We start from the raw sequence: 19,158 nt of genomic DNA, 5'->3' as shown, positions 1-19,158 counted from the left end.
GTGGTGTCGGTAATGAAAAATAAGAAAGTGATACGGCCTGTGGCCGTTATCTTGGGCACGTTGTGCCTGACCGGGTTAACAGGGAATTTCAATGTGGTTGTGGCGGCGGTTAAACAGCCGGAATTTAACTGGCAGGCGGCACCGACGGAAGAGATGCGCGCCAGTCTGACATTACGGGATGCCATCTTGCGGGCGTTTGCGCGAAATCCGCAAATCGCGGAGGCGGCGGCGCAAATCCGCGTAGGCGGCGGGAATCTGGATGCGGCGAAAAGTGCGTGGTATCCGCAGGTTTCATTGCAAGGGGCGGGCGGGAAATCCCGTCAGACGTATGCATCCGGAGATCAGAGCAGCAACGGGTCGGCGGGCATTCAGCTCAGCCAGCTGCTGTGGGATTTCGGGAAAACCAACGGCAGTATCAGCGAGCAGGAGTACCTTTCGGACTCTTACCGGTTTTCACTTTACAGCACGATGACCGATGTGGCGCTCAGCACCATGCAGGCCTATCTGTCGGTCAAACGCTATCAGGCGCTGGTTCTGGCGTCTCAGGACAATATCGAATCGCTGACCCGCGTCAGGGATACCGCTAAACTGCGCGCCGACGCCGGGCTGAGTTCTCAGTCTGACGTCTTGCAGGCGGAAACCCGCATCGCCGGGATGCGGGCAACCGTCGAACAATACCGTGCGCAGGCGCGTTCCTCACAGGCGCAACTGACCGTACTGACCGGTGTGGTGTCCAGCGACCTGCCGGATCTGCCTGAAAGTCTGCTCAATCAGAAAGTCACTCTCGACAAAATCCCTTATGAAAACAGCACACTGGTGCGCGCGGCGCAGGCCAAGCAGCAGGCGGCGATTGAGCAGGTCAATCAGGCCGAAGCGCAGCACTGGCCGACAGTGAAAGTTCAGGCCGGGCGCACGCGTTATGACAATAACGGTGGCAGCGGTTCGTACTGGGACGATCAGCTCCAGCTGGCGGTGGATGCGCCGGTCTATCAGGGCGGTGCGGTCAGCGCCAAAGTCCGTGCGGCGGAAGGTCAGCGTCAGGCGGCGCAGGCGGATGTGGAAAAAGCCAAGCTGGATATCAACCAGAAAGCCTCCACCGCCTATGCCGACATGATTGGCGGCCAGCAGCGGCAGGTGGCAGGCGAGGAACAGTATTCCAGCGCCACACACACCCGCAGCGTGTATCAGGATGAATACAAACTCAGCAAGCGCAGCCTGAACGATTTGCTCAGCGTGGAGCAGGACGTTTTTCAGGCTGACACCATGCGTATTGGCGCGCTGTACGACGGCTGGGACGCCACGGTGCGTTACGCCGCAGCGGTCGATAATCTGGTCGATATGCTGGGCATTGACCGCCAGAAACAATCCGGTGACACCCTCCCGGCGCTGTAAAAACAGAGCCGCCGGGAGAAGCCAGAAGCATTCGATAACGAGGTTGAAATGAGCAATGAAGCAGCAACACCTTTGTCGATCGACGTCTGGATAAGCGCCATGGGGCGCGTGGCCGAAACATTCGGTAAACCAGCAGATCCTCTTTTTCTTCGCCAGCAAATGCGCTGGTTCGAACATCAGCCGTTACGCCGTCAGCTTGATCGCCTGAGCGGCCTGATGGGATTGCAAATCGGCATGGTCAGCTGGAATCAGGTACGCTGGCGGCAGGAAGTTTTGCCTGCCGTTATTACGCTGGAGCAGGGTGGTATTGCGGTTCTTGAACAGCTGCATGACGACGGCAACGTTGATTACTGGCTGAGCGACGGTGGCGATTTACTGCGTTCGGCCGAGCTGGTAACGCTGCTTGAACAAAGCACCGGCCCGGTCTTTTTGGTTGGCGTCGCGCCGCGCGGGCGCGATCAGCGTATCGACCAGTTTGTTCAGCCGCATAAAAAACACTGGTTCTGGGAAAACTTCCGCGGTTCCGGGCGCAAAATCGCAGAAATCTCGCTAGCCTCTGTTTTGGGTAACGTGCTGGCACTGGCGGGGATTTTGTTCTCCATGCAGGTCTACGACCGGGTGATCCCGGCGCAATCTTTCCCGACGCTGTGGGTACTGTTCTTCGGCGTGGTGCTGGCGGCGGGGATGGAATACATCATCCGCCTGATGCGTACGCTGGTGTCGGATCTCATGGGCAAAAAGATTGACCTCAAGGTTTCATCGCTGTTTTTCGTGCGGGCGATGAGCATCAAAAATGACGACCGGCCAAAATCCACCGGCTCCTTTATTTCCCAGCTGCGTGAAATCGATCAGGTGCGCGAACTGCTGACATCCACCACGGTCAGCGCCGCCGCCGATATGCCGTTTGTCCTGCTGTTTCTCGGCATCATGTTTTTCATCGGCGGCCCGCTGGTGATCATCCCGCTATTGGCTATCCCGCTGATTGTTATCCCCGGCATTCTGATCCAGTGGCCGATGGCAAAACTGGCGAAAGAAGGCATGCGTGAAAGTGCGCTGCGCAACGCCGTGCTGGTGGAAACCATCGAAGGCATTGAAGACATCAAAGCCTTGCAGGCGGAAGCGTATTTCCAGCGTCAGTGGGAGCAGACTCATGAAGTCAGCGCCGCCGTGGGTATGAAGCAACGTTTGTGGGGCGCGCGCCTGACCGGCTGGGCATCGACGGTTCAGCAACTGACCTACGGCGGCATGCTGGTGTTCGGGGTCTATCTGGTGCTGAGCGGTGATATTACTACCGGTACGCTGGTCGCCAGCAGCATGCTTTCCTCACGGACCATCGCGCCATTAATGCAGCTGACGATGGTCTTCTCCCGCTGGCAGCATGCGAAAAGCGCCATGCGCGGGCTGGATGAGCTGCTGAAAAAACCGGTTGACCGGCCCGCTGATGCGGAGCTGTCGCATTGCCCGACGCTGAGCGGTCATTTCAACGTGCGCAATCTGCAATACACCTACGACAAAGAGAATTCGCCGAACGTGCTCGGCATTGGTCAGCTGGAAATCAAACCCGGCGAACGCGTGGCGATTCTGGGCAAAGTCGGGGCAGGGAAATCGACGTTGCTGAAATTGCTGTCCGGCCAGGCCAGCCCGTCGCAGGGCAAAATCCTGATTGATGGCGTTGATATGACCAAAGTCGAACCGGCAGATATCCGCCGCCAGATTGGTTATCTGTCGCAAGATTCGCGGCTGTTCTTCGGCACCTTGCGCCAGAACCTGATGCTCGGGTATCCGCATGCGACCGATCAGGAAATGTTGCAGGCACTGCGCATCAGCGGCGCGTTGTCGATGGTGCAGGCCGATGCCTCCAGCCTCGACAAAATCATCAACGAAGGCGGGCGCGGATTGTCCGGCGGCCAACGCCAGATGGTGATGCTCAGCCGCATGATTTTACGAAATCCGCAGGTGGTATTGCTCGATGAACCGACCGCGTCGATGGATGAACAGCTTGAGGATTACGTGATCCGCCAGCTTCACGCCTGGCTGGTCGGACGCACGCTGATTGTGGTGACGCACCGTCCGGCGCTGCTCAAACTGGTTGACAGAATTGTGGTGATGGATAACGGACGGGTGGTTGCCGACGGGCCACGGGATCAAATTCTGGCAACTGCCGCCACCAACACACCGGCTCCGGCCGCGGCGGTGGTGGCTGAAACCAAACAGGGCGCAGCCTGAGCTGCTAAGGGTCCCGCATGGCACACGTAACATTGAATGATGAGTTGGAAGCCGAAAGCCGGAAAGTGTCGTGGATTATCTGGGTTACGCTCGGCAGTCTGCTGGTCTTTTTCATCTGGGCGCGTTTTGCCGTGCTGGATGAAGTGACGGTAGGTACCGGTAAAGTGACACCGTCGAGCAAAGCGCAGCAGATTGATTCTCTGGACGGCGGCGTGATTTTAAAACTGATGGTGCAGGAAGGTTCGGTCGTCAGCCGCGGCCAGCTCCTGGCACAACTCGACCCGACCCGTTCGCAATCAAACTACGGCGAAGCGGCCTCACGCGTCAGAACCCTTCGCGCGTCTTCTGAACGTCTGAGCGCGGAACTGACCGGTGCGCCGCTGAAATTCAGCCCGGAAACCATGAAATCCCCGGAACTGGTGGCGCGCGAACGTCAGCTTTATTTGTCGCGTAAACAGAACCGTGATGAGACGGTGACCAACCTGAATCAGTCCCTCAAACTGGTGAATGACGAAATCAACATGACCCAGCCGCTGGTCGCCAAAGGTGCCGCGGGGCAGGTGGAAGTCATCCGCCTGAAACGTCAGGCCAGCGAACTGCGTGGCAAAATCGACGATGCGACCAACCAGTACGCGGTGCGTGCGCGCGAAGAGCAGGTGAAAAATAACGCTGATCTGGATGCAGAGTTGCAGGTCATGGCGGGTAAAGAGGATCAGGTCACCCGTTCCGAGTTGTATTCGCCGGTTCACGGCATCGTAAAAGACATTCAGGTCTCCACCGTCGGCGGCGTACTCCAGCCGGGCGGCAAGCTGATGGAAATTGTCCCGATTGAAGACCAGTTGCTGATCGAAACGCGCATCAACCCACGTGACATCGCCTACATCCGGCCAGGATTACCGGCCACGGTAAAAATCTCGGCCTATGACTCGTCGATTTATGGCGACCTCGAAGGCAAAGTCGAAGGCGTATCGCCGGACACCTTGCAGGATGAAGTGAAGCGCGATCAGTATTACTACCGTGTTTACGTCCGGACGGATAAGGCGTTCCTGACCAATAAAGCCGGACGCCAGTTCCCGATTGTGCCGGGGATGGTGGCGAACGTCGATATCAAAACAGGGCAGAAAAGTGTTCTGGATTATCTGATTAAACCATTGAATAAAGTGAAGGAGTCTCTGAGGGAGCGGTGAGGAGGAGGGCGTTGCTTGTGTGGCTTCAACTTCAACTTCAAGGTCGCGGGCGTCGGCCCACACCGACTTGGGGGACGGCTTATCGCCGCCGCCCCCCAAGACCCCCCGGGCTCTTTCACTGCGCGTTTTGCGGGCACGACGGACATGTTCTGACGCAATTGTGGGTGGCGCAAAATGTCATCGCTGCGCGATTCCCGAATTTCAGGTTTACTCGGCCTACGGCCTCGCCCTTCGGGCCGTCACTACGTGACGTTGTCTCGCTCCGCTCGGCTCGAGCCTCTGGTCTCGAACCATTCATTCGGTGCCATTTTTGAGCACGCCAATAAACTTATCTAAAAGATAAATCCATTCCGTTTTTGAATTTAAGCCCGGATTGGGCGGCGAGCCCAAAATATCACCCGCTATTGCAGCGGCTCCTGCAAACGAAACTCCGCCACCGGATCTTCCACTTCGGCTTTCCGTTTATCCTGCCATAAATTCATGCGTGCCCGCAGTGAGCCGTTGAGATCCTGATGCACCTGTCTGGTGGCTTCGGATTCGGGATTCAGTTCGAGAGCAAACTCAATAAACTTGCTGGCGGTGTAACGGTTTTTCTTTGTGCCGGTGCCTGTCAGCCACGCCATGCCCAGCGTGTAGGCGGCTTCGGCGCGATCGGGATGCGCAGGATTATGCAGAATTTCGGGTAACCACTGGCCGGTGGCGAGACGTTTTTCCGCTTCTGTGCCGTTATCCAGCGCACAGCTGGCGCGGAAGTAGGCGGCGGAAAGATGTCCGGCGTCGGCGGCGCGCTGATACCAATGCATGGCCTGCTCGTAATCCGGCTCTGCGCCAAGGCCTTCCCGCAGGGCGTTGGCACAGGTAAACATGGCGGGCACCAGCCCGGAGCGTGCGGCGCTGAGCACGCAATCCATCGCGTTGCTGTCGTTGTGATATTGCTCCGGCACATCCTGATGCCAGCCGTTGCGGTAGAAAAAGTACAGTTCGTAGCAGTGAATGGCGCTGCCGTGACGGGCCATTTCGGTCATCAGGAAATGCGCGGCGTCCAGATCGTCGTTGATCGCCATGTCGTGCGCCAGTGTGACCAGATCTTTCACCGGCTGTTCGTCACCGGATTGCTGCATCATAGACCAGGCGTGTTCCATTAATCCGCTGCTCAGCTCTGGTCTGGCGGGCAATCCGTACAAACCATATTGCAACGCGGCAGCGGCAAAGCTGACCAGCACCGGATCGGTGGCCTGACTCAGCGCACGGGTCAGCAAGTGCGTCAGAACCGGCAATCCTTCCTGATGGCCATTCGCCAGCACCGCGCGGGAAATAAAGAGCGCGGCAAAATGACCGGGCATCGCCTGCGGGGAAACCGCGAAGAGATCCTGATAAACCGCCAGCCCCGCCTGATCGTCATCCTTCCAGTACGCCATGCAGATCCCGGCCAGATCCAGCAAACGGACGCGGGTGGCGGGCTCCAGTGGTTGTGCAAGTAAACCAGCCAGTTGTTGTTGTAATTGCGCGGCTCGCGGGGATTCCCGGTCCGCGATTTCGCCGGATAAGGCATCGCACAGCGCATTTGCGCGGAACTGGTTGCGCTCATTGTCACTGAATTCCGCGCAGAGCGGGCCGTCGATGATCAGCATCTGCTGCTCATCGCTGCCGCCCCAGAATGCGGAATGGAATAAAAGGTAGGATTCCATCGTGCCGACGTCCGCGTGGCGTACCGACATCGCCATGCGCAGCCAGTAACTGAGCGCTTCGTCGTCCGCTTTGCGGGTTTGTTGCAGGGCGGCAGGCAATGACTGCGGCCAGTGTGTCGCAGGTTCAAAACCCAGCGCATGGATGTGCGCGATACCCGCCTGCCAGATTTCGCTGCCCTGAATCGAGAACTTCTCATGCAGCGGTTTGGGGATTTCACCGGCGAATAAAGATTTAAGCCAGTACGGTTCACCGAAGCCGCCGCTGAGATTCATCATATGGCGGAAAGCGTGGGTCGGGCGGGAATGCAGCTCAATGGCTTTCAGGAAAGCCAGCACGGCGTAATCGCAGCAGAGCTGGGCACCAAGCCACTGGTGATCTTCAATGTCTTCTTCATTGGGTGCCTGACGGATCATCCAGGCATTTTCGTGCCAGACCATCCCCAGTAAAACATGCGCGTGATAGCTCTGCGGACATTGCTGCGCCCAGTCGCTGAGGATCTCCAGCGGATTCAGTGCCTGGAACTCCGTGCCGCCAAACAGCGTGGACGGATGCATTAATAATCCGTAATCGCTGTGGCTTTCGCCCTGATTCTGCCAGCTACGCATATGTGACAACAGCCACTCGTCGAGTTTGAGAAAACGGCGGGTTGCCAGAAGCATTCTGGCTTTGGAGATGTTATCTGGCTGGTCCTGTTGTGGCATGGGGTTCCCTGAACAGTTGAAAAATAAGATCTTGCGTGGCACCGGCAGTGTACCTGTCTCCCCTGAGGCGATCAGCGGGATTGGTCTGACTTTATCTATAGTAACGGATCTGAACCGTCGCTGACCAATAAACCCTCTCCACAATATCGATTAATAATAATCCGGAAATTCCTTAATAATTCCTAGGATTAGATATCAACTATTAATAAAATCGGGGTGTGAATAATGGAGAAACTGTGAGGTAATTATGGAGAAAAGTACTTGTTGTGCGCGATATAATTAAGTGATGAATGTCACATTAAGTTATTATTTCTTATAAAAATCAAAAAAAAACCGACCACTAAGGGTCGGCTGTTGTTTCCACAAGACGGGGAATGAGGGTAATAGAATAACAAATAATGATGATAGCGAGAGGGAGTATATATTATTAGGAGGAAGTTGCTTTATCACTTAGTGCGGTAAGTATCATGTGTATTCTATTGTTTTTATTGTAATTATTATTAAATTAGCTTTGCGTGCTTTATTTTAACAATTATCAGTGGCACTAAAAATGCTCAATTTTAATAAATTGTTACACCTTCTAATAAATAGGAAATGTCTTAACTAATTTCGTATCATTTTCTTTCTGGATTAATAGTAATTATATCCAGAGAATGGATTTGCCATGTCGGGCCAAAATTCATACAAGCGTTATGCAATATCTAAAGCAGTAAAAAAACGTGTACTTTACATTCAGTGGCACGGTCCGACACCTATCGAGGACAGAAAAATGAAACTCCGTGTTCTTTCACTCATGATCCCTGCGTTAGTGGTTGCAGGCTCAGCAAGTGCGGCAGAAGTTTATAATAAAGATGGTAATAAACTGGACCTTTACGGTTTAGTTGATGGTTTGCATTACTTTTCAAACAACGCGGGCAATGACGGCGATCAGAGCTACATCCGTCTGGGCTTCAAAGGCGAAACGCAGATTACCGACCAGCTGACCGGTTACGGCCAGTGGGAATATCAGGTTCAGGCCAACCAGGCCGAAAGCTCAGATGACGGTGACCGCGCCTTTACCCGTTACGGTTTTGCCGGTCTGAAATTTGGCGATATGGGTTCCTTCGACTACGGTCGTAACAATGGCGTCATGTATGACGTAGCCGCCTGGACCGACATGCAGCCAGAGTTCGATGGTTCCACCTACGGTGCTGACCAGTTCCTTTATCAGCGTACCAACGGCGTTGCGACTTACCGTAACGACAACTTCTTCGGGCTGGTGGATGGCCTGCACTTCGCTCTGCAATATCAGGGCAAAAATGACAGCGGTGGCGGCGAGCCTGGTACACGTGATGTGCTGACGCAGAACGGCGACGGTTACGGGATGTCCCTGAGCTACGATATTGGCGCGGGCGTCAGCGTGGCGGGTGCCTTCTTCAATTCTGACCGTACTGATGAGCAAAATACCGCTCCTGGCATCATGGGCGACGGTAAAAAAGCGGAAGGTTACACCGGCGGTCTGAAATATGACGCTAACAACGTTTATCTTGCAGCGATGTTTACTCAGGCTTACAACGCTTCCCGTTTCGGTTCTACCGATTCAGAAGCTTATGGTTATGCTAACCAGTCACAGGCCTTCGAAGCTTACGCAAGCTATCAGTTCGATTTCGGCCTGCGTCCGTTCGTCGCCTATAACCAAACGCGCGGTAAAGATTTAGGAACCGACCGTCTGGGCAACAACTACCAGGATCAGGATCTGGTGAAATTTGTCGACCTGGGTGCGACTTACTACTTCAACAAAAACATGTCGGCCTATGTTGACTACAAAATCAACCTGATCGACAGCAGCACCTTCACCGATAACGCCGGTATCAACACCGATGACGTTACCGCGGTAGGTCTGGTGTATCAGTTCTAAGCGTGCCTTTCTCAGACACAGAATAGCGCTTTGTTTTTGCAAGACTTGAGTACAAGCAGTCAAAAAAGCAGTAAAAGAACGCGGCCTCTGATGGCCGCGTTTTTTGTCACTGTAAGGCTACGATTCTCAGGCTGATTTCTGATGGATCAGATGAAGCGGGGGAGAAACGTCGAGTTCGATGTTCGGGTTTTGGCGAAATTCATGAGGCGTGATGTTAAAACGCTTACGGAACATGTAGGTAAAATGCGACTGCGAGCCAAACCCGAAATCCATCGCGATATCAAAAATCGGGGTTTCACTGCTGCTCAGCTGATAAACAGCGCTCGCCAGACGGCGTTCCCTGATGTACTTCCCCAGAGAAATACCTGTCGATTCTTTAAATAATTTTTGCATGTGCCAAAGCGAATAGCCTGAATACTCAGCCAGTTCTTCAAGATGGATGACGCGACCAAGATGGCCTTCAATCCATTTGCTGAGTGCGCAGACGATAGCGATATGAATGTCTTGAGCCATAACCAGTCTGTATTAAGGTTGAATACCGCTATTATACACGACTTCGCCATGATGGCGTGGCAGGTGTTGCTCAGTTGATGGCGGAGCAGACAACTTGCAGAAATGGCCCGGTGGGCAGAACGACGCGCGTCGTCTGGCGGGCCATCATGTTAACGTAGCAGGATCCAGTGAATTAACCGCGCTATGCCATCGTCAACCACAACAATCCCGACGAGAATAAGAACGATCAAAATGACGAAGTTCTTACCGGTTGGCACAGTGATGTCTCCCTCGTGAACGCTGTTTACCAGGGGCCGCTACCCTGCATATTGAGGGCAATAACGCCCAGACAAACCGCGACAAAAACGATAAAAACGATAAGAAGCCGTTTCATTTTTTTCTGACAGAGCGCGCTGCTCTTCCTCCGCGTGGACTTCAACTGACAAAACATCCGCACGTTAACCGCTTCTTTCGGTGAGATCCAGCGTGTCAGCGTTTTTTCGCTATTTTTCTACGCTTCGTTTAACCATCAGTTGCCGGTCGACGCACCAGATCCGTTTTCTGACCGCCATTGATAACGGTCGTTGGCGGTGTTTCCGGCACCAGCGCATCCGGCGCAATGTTCATGTGGTTAAGAATTTCGCCCATGATATGTCCGAATATCGGGCCCGCTACCGAGCCACCGAAGTGTTTACCGGCCTGCGGGTTGTTGACCATCACCACCAGCGCCACGCGCGGATTACTGGCCGGTGCAACACCGGCGGTGTAGTTGATGTAACCGCCATCGTATTTGCCGCTGGCACCCATTTTTTCGGCAGTACCGGTTTTAATCGCTAAACGGTAGCCGGGCACCGCCGCACTGAGGCCGGAGCCGCCGGGCAGGGCGTCACTTTCCATCATATGAATGACCGTCCTGACCACATCGGCGGACATCACGCGGGTGCCCAGTACCGGAGGCGTAACCTTGGTTATCGACAGCGGACGGTAAATGCCTTCCGCGCCGATGGTGGCGTATTCACGGGCGATTTGCAGCGGCGTGACGCGCAGGCCGTAGCCGAAGGAGAACGTGGCGCGTTCGATGTCAGCCCAGCGGTCACGGTGCGCCGGGAAGTAACCGCTGCTTTCGCCGCCGATCCCTAAATCAGTGGCTTTACCCAGCCCGAACGACTGATAAAGCTGAACCAGCACGTTGGCAGGCATCGCAAGTGCAATGTGTGATACCGCGATGTCGCTGGATTTTTGCAAGATGCCGGTAATGGTCAGCGCTGGCCAGTGCCCAACGTCTTTAATCAGGTGACCGTTAACGGTGTACGGATGGGTATCGAGCACGGAATCCGGGCGAATCATACGGCGCGCCAGACCGGCCATGACCACCAGCGGTTTGACCGTCGAACCGGGTTCAAAACTGTCGCTGATGGCGACGTTACGCATGTCTTTAGGCTGAACGCCCGCGTAGTTATTCGGGTTGTAAGACGGGAAGGAGGCCATCCCCAAAATTTCACCGGTGCTCACGTCGACCAGCACGGCAGCGCCGGATTCTGCCTGGTTGAGCAATACGCCTTCACGCAGCCGCGAATACAACACGTACTGCATAAAGCTGTCGATACTCAGGTTAATGGTCGGCGGCTGTTGCGGTGCGACTTCTTTCAAAATCCCGATGACGTTGCCGTGGCGATCCTGGCGGTATTCGCGCATGCCGGGTTTGCCCTGCAACAAGGCATTGAAACCTTTTTCGATGCCGTTAAGGCCTTCGTTATCAGTACCGACCACGCCGACGAGGTTTGCTGCGGCTTCACTCATCGGATAATAGCGGCTGTCGTCGTTTTGGCTGGAGACACCGCCAAGGTGCAACTGGCCGATATCACCGGCAATCCCTTCTTCGATTTTTCGACCGAGATAAACGAAACGGCGCTGCGGATCACTGTTGATGGTTTGCTGTAATTGCGAAAGCGGGACATTCAGCGCAGAAGCCAGATATTGCCATTTCGGGCTGTTGAGGTCGCTGTGTAGTTCCAGAATACGGAACGGGTCAGCAATAATATCTTTTGACGCCACACTGAGCGCAAGAGGGTGCCCGTTGCGGTCGGCAATCGTGCCGCGCCCGGCGGGAATAATGCTGGAACGCAGTGAACGCGAATCCGCTTCTTTTTCCAGCATGGGCTGATTGAGCAGCTGTAAATAGCCTACGCGGCCCAGCAGAAGTGCCAGACAGCAGACAATGCCGAGACAGATCAGCGCAAAGCGCTTGGTGTAAAAATGAGGTTGGGCGCTGGATTTTCTTGGGCTCGGTGGCATGGCTGTTTCGCAAAGTCGTTGACGCGTTTGAAGCGAAAAGCGATGACGCGAAGGCAGTTAGCCGGATGAAATTAATCCAGACTGTGCCCGATAAAACGGCGGCTCATCGCTCTGAAAGATAATGAATTTATATAACGTTCACATCTTATATTAAGCGATAGCTATGGGTTGTTTAATTCAATTGCTCTTTGTAACCAAGTGCAACCGAGACGCCCCTTTTTACTCGACCGAAAGCCATTCGTCGGCTTCTTCAAACATTTCTTCCAGCATTTGGTTTAATTGCGAACGTTCCTGCTTGCTGGCTCCGTGCGTATTCAGCCCGTTGGCCTGCATCGGTTTCACTTTTACTTCAGCGTCAGGGAACATGCGGTGTACCCGCTTAACCAGTTCTGCCTCAATTTTTTCACTGGCATTTGGGATCCTTGAGACATTCCGTTTGTCAAAAATCAGTTCGACCCGCATAGCTTTCCTCGTTTTCTGGCTGGGGGAGAAAAATAACTGTTGAAATATACAGTGTTATCTTTGCGGGTCCAAGCAATTTTTAGCGTAGTTTCTGGATGATGCCCAGACTGTCCAGCCGTTCACGGTTATGGGCGCGTCGTAAATCCAGTTCCGGGCCCGCCGGGACAATTCCGGTCGGGTTCAGCCACAGAATTCCGTAATAGCCTTGTTTGATGTGCGCCAGATTGACGGTGTCACTGATCCCCGGCCACTGATAGAGTTCACGCAAATAATTTGAAAGATTAGGATAGTCTTCAATACGGCGGATATTGCATTTGAAAGCGCCGTGATATGCGCTGTCGAACCGCACCAGCGTAACGAACAAACGCCAGTCGGCTTCTGTGAGGTACTCCCCGGCGATATAACGGTGGCTGTCTAAATGGGCTTCCAGCATATCAAGTGTGCTGAAAAGCCGGGTGACGGCCACGTCGTAGCTTTCCTGCGTTTTCGCAAAGCCGGTTTTGTACACGCCGTTATTGACGTCGTGATAAATAATTTCGTTCCAGCGGTCGATTCCCTCGCGCAGCGGGGCAGGGTAGAAATCATCCTGATTGCCGTTGAGGGCGTCGAAAGTGTGGTTAAGGATGCGGATGATGTCGGCTGATTCGTTGTTCACGATGCGACCTGCCTGGCGATCCCACAAAACGGGTACAGAAACTTTGCCGGTGTAATGTGCATCGCTGGCGGTATACAGCTCATGAACGTGGCGGATGGCCGGGATTTTATCTCCGGCATCCTGAGGCTCGTCGAACGTCCAGCCATTTTCGCCAATGACCGGTTGTGCGATGGAAACGGAAATAAACTTTTCCAGCCCTTTCAGATGACGGAATATCAGGGTTCGCGAAGCCCACGGGCAAAGATAAGAAACGAAAAGCTGATAACGGCCTGCCTGCGGCTCGATGTGTGTTTCACGAAACGCGGTTTCCTCGCGATGAAAGGCGCCGTTTTTAATTTCTTCTTTAGCGACGTCGCCGCTTACCCATTTTCCGTTGACCAGTCCCGACACGATGGCTGTACTCCGATAACGTTATTATTGTTGATGAACTTACCGTAGCGGTTTTGTATGAGTTCATAAACGACATAATTTTCAAAAAGAAGGTCAAATAAACTGAAGGGGATTTTGACGGGAAGCGGAAGGGATGATTCCATAAAAAAACCAACCGGTTAAGGTTGGTTTTTCAGGTGTCCTGCAAAACGATTAATTGGCCAGGAAGCGTTTTTCGTCGGTCAGAACCTGTAATAGCAGGCCAAGTTCCGGCTTCTGATCTTTAATCCGTTTACCGTTATTATCGAAGGCGCGGTAATCCCCGTCGCTTTCCAGCTCAAGCGTCTGGTCTGGCGTGGTGATCACCAGCGTTCCGTCGTCGCTGGTCGTGACCCAGTTGTGACGGCGTTTCGCGGCAAACAAATCCTCGCCCTGCGAATAATCTGCCGGTGACGTGGTGACGTGAAGCAGACGCTGCATCAGCGTGGTCATTACATCCGCGTGATCGGTAAGCTTGCTGATACTCTGAGCCGGTGTGCCCGGCCAGTGGATAATCAGCGGAACCTGCAACTGGCGGCGGTTCATCGCGTTACCCGAACCCCAGGTGCCGTTCTCGTTAAACTCGATACCGTGCGAAGCGGTAATCACCACCACGGTTTTATCCAGATCGCCGCGATCTTTCAGCGATTGCAGCATGACCGCAATTTGCTGATCAACGCTTTGCGCGCCGTGCTGATAGCGATGAATAAACGTATTTCCGACCGGTACGCTGTCGCCGTCCTGACGCAATGAGCTGCTGATGCCATTCAGGTTGACGTACGAGAACCACGGACCGTTGCCGCGCACATTCAGCCATTGCTGCCACTGAGAAACGGTTTGTGCATCCGACTGTTTTACAGGCGCAGGCAGGGTGAAATCGGTCAGCAGAGCCTGACGGTACAGCGGGCTGTCAAAGCCGTCCGAAGCAAACAGACCAAATTCGTAACCTTGTTGCTCCAGCGATGTCACCAGCGCAGAAGGTTTACGTGCGGCCAGAATGCCCTGCATATAGGTCGGCGAAATTCCGTAGAACAGGCCAAACTGGCCGGTGTCATTACGGTTGCCGGAGCTGAAATGCTGGTCAAAACGAATATTGTGCTTGGCGAAATCGGCCAGCGCAGGCATGTCCTGATCGAGCGTCGCTTCATGCACGCCGTCCAGCACGACCATCAGCAGGTTATATTTCGAGCCGGTTTTGGCGAAACTGATGCTGTTAAGCGGATATTCCACCGCCAGCGCTTCCGGATTCCCTTGCTCAATCAGTCGCTTCTGGTATTCCTCGGCATTCAGCAGACCGTGTTTTTCGAGGAATTTACGCGCCGTCATCGGATACGACAGCGGAAGATTCGCGCGCTGCATGGTAATCGGACGATAGAAATTTGCATCCGCCCAGATGTACATCAGGTGCGACGCAAAGAAGCTCACGATAAACAGCACAACGATTGGCTTGGCGAAATTACGGCGGTTCAGGCTGCGCAGCTTTTGCCACGCCCAGGTGCCGAATAACATTTCGAGCAGGAAAATAACCGGCACGGCAATAAACATCAGCTGCCAGTCGCGCGCCATTTCGCCCTGACCCGGGTTAACGACCAGTTCCCAGACCACCGGATTAATATGCAGGTGGAAGCGGGTAAACACTTCGGTGTCGACCAGAATCAGCGTCAGCCCGGCGGTTGCCAGTATCGCGGATAAGAATCGCAACAACCGTTGCGACATCACCACGAACGTCAGCGGGAAAATAATCAGTAAGTAGGCGGCAAAACCGATAAAGCTGAAATGCCCAAGCCAACTGACCAGCGCGTAAATACGCCCTTCCAGAGAGGAAGGCCAGTCAGAAACAAACAGGTAGCGGCTGCCTAGCCCAAGAATCAACAGGATATTGAAGAGGGCGAACCAGTGGCCCCAGCTGATCATCTGGGAAACTTTTTCGCGATAGCGCTGACTATTTGTCACCATGAGAGGGTCTGGGCAATGAGTGAATTAATGGGCTTTATCTTCTCTTATCGACGCTTGCAAAGCTTTAGCAAAAGATTGGGACAATGCTTTGCGTTGTGCAGGAGCGACGCTGGTGTTAATAAGGTTTGTCACCATATTGCCCAGGACCATCAAAGAAAGGTCGGTCGGGGCGCGGTGTTTTTCCAGAACAGTTGCCAGCTCGGAAAGGATCTGTTCAACGTGTTCGTCACTGTAACGGGATGATTGTGCCATAGAGTAATGTGCTTCTTGATCTGACAAAGTCCAATATCTTAGCCGATCACGCCACCACTTTCCGCATTTTTATAACGGGGGGCGTGTCGGGGTCGTGATCGTATCTGTGAATCAGTATTTCAGGGGCTGGAACAGGTTGCGGCTTTAGCGCTTCGGTGTTTGAATACGCCCCGCAGGCAGACCCTTCTTACACGGCTGCAATTCTTACAGGAGAAAGTCCCCATGAGTCTGGATATTGAGCAGATCGCTCTGCACCAGTTGAATAAACGTGATGAGCAAACGCTGGATGTTGTGCTGCGCGATACGCTTTTGACCCCGAATGCCGCCGTTGATGAAATGATGGCTGAACTGCACCGTGTTTACAGCGCGAAAAGCAAAGCCTATGGCCTGTTCAACGAAGACAGCGAACTGTCAGCGGCGCTGCGCAGTTGCCGTAAAGGGGACGACGATTTCCTGTCATTCAGCCGTGCCGCGACCGGACGTCTTCGTGATGAGCTGGCAAAATACCCGTTCGCAGAAGGCGGCGTGGTGCTGTTTTGTCATTACCGTTTCCTGGCCGTGGAGTATTTGCTGGTTGCGGTGCTTAACAGCCGCAGCAGCATGCGCGTCAACGAACAGCTCGACGTCAGCAGCATCCATTATCTGGATATCAATCACGCCGATATCGTGGCGCGTATTGATCTGACCGAATGGGAAACCAATCCTGAATCTTCCCGCTACCTGACGTTTCTGAAAGGCCGCGTCGGGCGCAAAGTTTCTGACTTCTTCATGGATTTCCTGGGCGCTTCTGAAGGCCTGGATACCAAAGCGCAAAACCGCGGTTTGTTGCAGGCGGTAGATGATTTCTGTACTGAAGCGCAGCTCGATAAAAACGAGCGCCAGAACTATCGTCAGCAGGTGTACACCTACTGCAACGAGCAGTTGCAGGCCGGCGAAGAAATTGCGCTGGATGATTTATCCGAAGAGCTGCCGCCGTGGAATGACAAGAAATTCAAAGAATTCACGCAGGAACAAGGTTATCAGCTGGAAGAAACGTTCCCGGCCGATCGCAGCACGCTTCGCCAGCTGACCAAATTTGCCGGCAGCGGCGGTGGCCTGAGTATTAACTTCGATGCGATGTTAATGGGCGAACGTATTTTCTGGGATCCGGCGACCGATACGCTGACTATTAAAGGCACGCCGCCGAACCTGCGGGATCAATTGCAGCGTAAGGCCGGCAAATAAAACCTGGATCGCAGCCAATAAAAAACACCGCCGGGGCGGTGTTTTTTATTTGTTCTCGCACGGCGTCCCGATGCGCAACAACTCAGTTAGCGATTAAACGCGAACGAAGTCGATGTGAGCCAGTTTTGGCTTGAACGGGTGACGCTGTACAGCCTGAACTTTAACTTTGGTTTCTTTACCGTCGATAACCAGAGTAATAGCTTCAGAGTAGAACTCCGCTTTAACTTCCATGTTCTTAACAGAATCATGGTCCAGTTTGATAGAAACCGGAGCAGCTGAGCCACCGTAAACGATAGCTGGGAATTTGTTTTCTGTACGCAGGCGGCGGCTCGCACCTTTGCCCTGCTCGTCCTGTGGACGTACTTCTACATTGATAGTGAACATGTATGTTTCTCTATATATAAAAAAGTTTGCCCCGCCACCTGCGACCGAGTGACGAGTTGAGTACTACAAGCTTCCACACAAGGCGAAAGCGGGCGGTATGATACCGGAGCAGGGCAGTTGCAGCAATATAAATAGCCGGTTTCAGGTTATTTACTCACCCGCGCAGCTCATTGGCGCGCCGGTAACGCCCTTCATAATCGAACATTTTCTCGCGCACCTGCCAGAACTGGCCTTTCATCCGCGCGACAACAAAATCCGGATGACGCAGTAAAACCTGCTGCGCCACGATATCGGCGGCGGACTTCCATTCCAGCGGCACGCCCGGTGCGCGCTGATGCGGACGCAGGAAATTATGCAAAAAAGCCATCCGCTGGGCGGGCGTTTGCAGGCGGAAACGCTCGGAAACGTCCGCGCCATCCTCATCGTAATAGGTGATTTTCAGCCATTCGCCTTTGTCGTCGCGCCCGTGTTCAAGGTTCATGCCGCCGCAGCGTAAGACCAGCGCATCTTTCAGGCGCAGCGCGGCTTTCAGCATATCGTCCGGGTCGACCAGAATTTCCTGACACTGATGACAGCGCCGCGCCGCAATATCGTTTTCCGCGCCGCAGTGCGGGCAGCTTTTGAAGCGGAAACGGAAATCACACTGCTCGCGGTTGCCGTCGTCATCTTCCAGCACGCCCTGACAGCGGCGGCCAAAATGTTCTATAACCGTGCCGTCTTCGGTGGTTTTGCCCCAGAAGATATTGGCGAAACCGCAGGCCGGGCAGAAAACCTGCACCGGTTTGTTGTCGCCTGCCGGTTTGTGACTGCCCACTTCCGGCGTAAACAGGTCATGCGGATTTCCGGCGTAATCGAGGATCAGGCAATCCGTTTTGCCCGGCGACAGACGCAGCCCGCGCCCGACAATCTGCTGATAAAGGCTGACGGATTCGGTCGGCCGCAAAATGGCAATCAGATCCACATGCGGCGCGTCAAAGCCGGTGGTCAGCACCGAGACGTTCACCAGGTAGCGCAGTTCCTGCTGCTTAAAGGCGGTGATCAGCCGGTCGCGTTCGACGGCGTGGGTTTGCGCGCTGATCAGCGCCGCTTCGCCTTTGGGCAGCAAACCGAAAATTTCACCGGCGTGTTCCACCGTTGAGGCAAAAATCATCACACCTTTGCGGTCGTGCGCGAACTCAACAATCTGGCTGATGATGTGCGGCGTGATGCGTTTTTGCTGACGCAACTCATCGTTAAGATCCGCCTCGCTGAACAGCCCGTTGCTGTTGGCCTGCAACCGGCTGAAATCGTAGCTGACGACCGGCATATCGAGCCGTTCCGGCGGCACCAGAAAGCCGTTTTTAATCATGTAACGCAGTGGCAGTTCGTAAATACAATCGCGGAACAGGCTGTTGGAATCGCCGCGCACAATGCCCTGATGGTGATACTGATAAATCCAGCCTTTGCCCAGACGATAGGGCGTTGCCGTCAGCCCGAGCAGCCGCAGACGCGGGTTTTGCGCTTTAAGATGGCCGATAATTTGCTGGTACTGGCTATTATCGTCGTCGGAAATTCGGTGGCACTCGTCGACAATCAGCAGGGAAAACTCACCGCTGAATTCTGCCAGATTGGGCGCAACGGACTGCACGCTGCCGAACACCACTTTACCGCTGCTTTGTTTGAGATTCAGGCCCGCCGCGAAGATATCCGCTTCCAGCCCGTAAGAAAGATATTTGCTGTGATTCTGCGCGACCAGTTCTTTGACGTGCGCCAGAACCAGCACGCGCCCGCGCGCCACCCTTGCCAGCTCGGCAATCACCAGGCTTTTTCCGGCACCGGTAGGCAATACGATCACCGCCGGTTCATCGTGCTGGCGGAAATGACGCAGCGTAGCGTCAACGGCTTCCTGCTGATAGGGACGAAGGGTAAAAGCGGTCACGGGGAGAATCACCTCAGACT

At 54.1% G+C, this 19,158-nt stretch carries 14 protein-coding genes and 1 other RNA gene; 5 read left to right on the top strand and 10 right to left on the bottom strand.

Annotated elements, in window-relative coordinates:
* Positions 1 to 12: 12 nt before the first annotated feature.
* The 3 genes from GW579_RS07095 to GW579_RS07085 are packed head-to-tail and all read left to right on the top strand — an operon-like array spanning position 13 to position 4,805.
* Positions 13 to 1,392 (top strand): TolC family outer membrane protein, encoded by a 1,380-nt coding sequence (locus GW579_RS07095; protein ID WP_165058259.1) that lies wholly within the window; start codon positions 13 to 15, stop codon positions 1,390 to 1,392.
* A 48-nt stretch (positions 1,393 to 1,440) separates the two neighbouring features.
* Entirely contained in the window at positions 1,441 to 3,618 is a 2,178-nt protein-coding gene (locus tag GW579_RS07090; protein ID WP_165058257.1) for a type I secretion system permease/ATPase, read from the top strand.
* A gap of 17 nt (positions 3,619 to 3,635) precedes the next feature.
* Positions 3,636 to 4,805: a beta-barrel domain-containing protein gene (locus tag GW579_RS07085; RefSeq protein WP_152324340.1), complete on the top strand. Its 1,170-nt coding sequence runs from the start codon at positions 3,636 to 3,638 to the stop codon at positions 4,803 to 4,805.
* Positions 4,806 to 5,013: 208 nt separating this feature from the next.
* On the opposite strand, the gene GW579_RS07080 is transcribed toward GW579_RS07085, so the two are convergent.
* Both GW579_RS07080 and GW579_RS07075 read right to left on the bottom strand, forming a co-directional pair.
* Positions 5,014 to 5,095, bottom strand: a non-coding RNA gene (locus tag GW579_RS07080) — RtT sRNA.
* 111 nt (positions 5,096 to 5,206) lie between these two features.
* Positions 5,207 to 7,195, bottom strand: coding sequence for a DUF4034 domain-containing protein (locus GW579_RS07075; protein WP_165058255.1), 1,989 nt, complete (start codon positions 7,193 to 7,195; stop codon positions 5,207 to 5,209).
* 769 nt (positions 7,196 to 7,964) lie between these two features.
* Here GW579_RS07075 and ompC point away from each other — a divergent pair.
* Positions 7,965 to 9,092: a porin OmpC gene (gene ompC, locus GW579_RS07070; RefSeq protein WP_152324338.1), complete on the top strand. Its 1,128-nt coding sequence runs from the start codon at positions 7,965 to 7,967 to the stop codon at positions 9,090 to 9,092.
* Between the two features lie 126 nt (positions 9,093 to 9,218).
* Here ompC and GW579_RS07065 read toward each other — a convergent pair whose 3' ends face one another.
* From GW579_RS07065 to GW579_RS07040, 6 genes are all read right to left on the bottom strand, one after another.
* Complete coding sequence (locus tag GW579_RS07065) at positions 9,219 to 9,605, bottom strand: helix-turn-helix domain-containing protein (RefSeq protein ID WP_104921314.1); 387 nt, start codon at positions 9,603 to 9,605, stop codon at positions 9,219 to 9,221.
* Positions 9,606 to 10,106: 501 nt separating this feature from the next.
* Complete coding sequence (locus tag GW579_RS07060) at positions 10,107 to 11,879, bottom strand: penicillin-binding transpeptidase domain-containing protein (RefSeq protein ID WP_152324337.1); 1,773 nt, start codon at positions 11,877 to 11,879, stop codon at positions 10,107 to 10,109.
* A gap of 219 nt (positions 11,880 to 12,098) precedes the next feature.
* Entirely contained in the window at positions 12,099 to 12,341 is a 243-nt protein-coding gene (locus GW579_RS07055; protein ID WP_152324336.1) for a DinI family protein, read from the bottom strand.
* Positions 12,342 to 12,420: 79 nt separating this feature from the next.
* A complete protein-coding gene (locus GW579_RS07050; protein ID WP_165058253.1) occupies positions 12,421 to 13,386 on the bottom strand; it encodes a glutathione S-transferase C-terminal domain-containing protein in 966 nt (321 codons plus the stop codon).
* A 192-nt stretch (positions 13,387 to 13,578) separates the two neighbouring features.
* Positions 13,579 to 15,360, bottom strand: coding sequence for an LPS biosynthesis-modulating metalloenzyme YejM (gene yejM / locus GW579_RS07045; RefSeq protein ID WP_165058251.1), 1,782 nt, complete (start codon positions 15,358 to 15,360; stop codon positions 13,579 to 13,581).
* Between the two features lie 24 nt (positions 15,361 to 15,384).
* The gene (locus GW579_RS07040) at positions 15,385 to 15,612 is read right to left on the bottom strand and encodes a YejL family protein (protein ID WP_104921319.1); all 228 of its coding nucleotides are present in this window, start codon (positions 15,610 to 15,612) and stop codon (positions 15,385 to 15,387) included.
* Positions 15,613 to 15,834: 222 nt separating this feature from the next.
* Here GW579_RS07040 and yejK point away from each other — a divergent pair, with 222 nt between their 5' ends.
* On the top strand, positions 15,835 to 16,836 hold the full coding sequence (gene yejK / locus GW579_RS07035) for a nucleoid-associated protein YejK (protein WP_165058249.1): 1,002 nt from the start codon (positions 15,835 to 15,837) through the stop codon (positions 16,834 to 16,836).
* A gap of 93 nt (positions 16,837 to 16,929) precedes the next feature.
* Here yejK and rplY read toward each other — a convergent pair whose 3' ends face one another.
* Entirely contained in the window at positions 16,930 to 17,220 is a 291-nt protein-coding gene (rplY, locus tag GW579_RS07030) for a 50S ribosomal protein L25 (RefSeq protein ID WP_095922802.1), read from the bottom strand.
* Positions 17,221 to 17,374: 154 nt separating this feature from the next.
* Positions 17,375 to 19,138 (bottom strand): DNA repair helicase RadD, encoded by a 1,764-nt coding sequence (radD, locus tag GW579_RS07025; protein ID WP_165058247.1) that lies wholly within the window; start codon positions 19,136 to 19,138, stop codon positions 17,375 to 17,377.
* Positions 19,139 to 19,158: the final 20 nt, after the last annotated feature.

Origin of the sequence: Rahnella contaminans (genome assembly GCF_011065485.1) — a bacterium.
Classification (GTDB): domain Bacteria; phylum Pseudomonadota; class Gammaproteobacteria; order Enterobacterales; family Enterobacteriaceae; genus Rahnella; species Rahnella contaminans.
Note: the sequence above shows the minus strand (reverse complement) of the source record. Positions and strands in the feature narration are given on the sequence as shown.

Excerpts from the sequence above, each read along its gene's own strand:
- GW579_RS07075 (WP_165058255.1), bottom strand. The coding sequence starts at position 7,195 with ATGCCACAACAGGACCAGCCAGATAACATCTCCAAAGCCAGAATGCTT.
- GW579_RS07095 (WP_165058259.1), top strand. The coding sequence starts at position 13 with ATGAAAAATAAGAAAGTGATACGGCCTGTGGCCGTTATCTTGGGCACG.
- GW579_RS07085 (WP_152324340.1), top strand. The coding sequence starts at position 3,636 with ATGGCACACGTAACATTGAATGATGAGTTGGAAGCCGAAAGCCGGAAA.
- yejK (WP_165058249.1), top strand. The coding sequence starts at position 15,835 with ATGAGTCTGGATATTGAGCAGATCGCTCTGCACCAGTTGAATAAACGT.
- GW579_RS07090 (WP_165058257.1), top strand. The coding sequence starts at position 1,441 with ATGAGCAATGAAGCAGCAACACCTTTGTCGATCGACGTCTGGATAAGC.
- rplY (WP_095922802.1), bottom strand. The coding sequence starts at position 17,220 with ATGTTCACTATCAATGTAGAAGTACGTCCACAGGACGAGCAGGGCAAA.
- GW579_RS07055 (WP_152324336.1), bottom strand. The coding sequence starts at position 12,341 with ATGCGGGTCGAACTGATTTTTGACAAACGGAATGTCTCAAGGATCCCA.
- GW579_RS07065 (WP_104921314.1), bottom strand. The coding sequence starts at position 9,605 with ATGGCTCAAGACATTCATATCGCTATCGTCTGCGCACTCAGCAAATGG.
- GW579_RS07060 (WP_152324337.1), bottom strand. The coding sequence starts at position 11,879 with ATGCCACCGAGCCCAAGAAAATCCAGCGCCCAACCTCATTTTTACACC.
- ompC (WP_152324338.1), top strand. The coding sequence starts at position 7,965 with ATGAAACTCCGTGTTCTTTCACTCATGATCCCTGCGTTAGTGGTTGCA.
- yejM (WP_165058251.1), bottom strand. The coding sequence starts at position 15,360 with ATGGTGACAAATAGTCAGCGCTATCGCGAAAAAGTTTCCCAGATGATC.
- GW579_RS07040 (WP_104921319.1), bottom strand. The coding sequence starts at position 15,612 with ATGGCACAATCATCCCGTTACAGTGACGAACACGTTGAACAGATCCTT.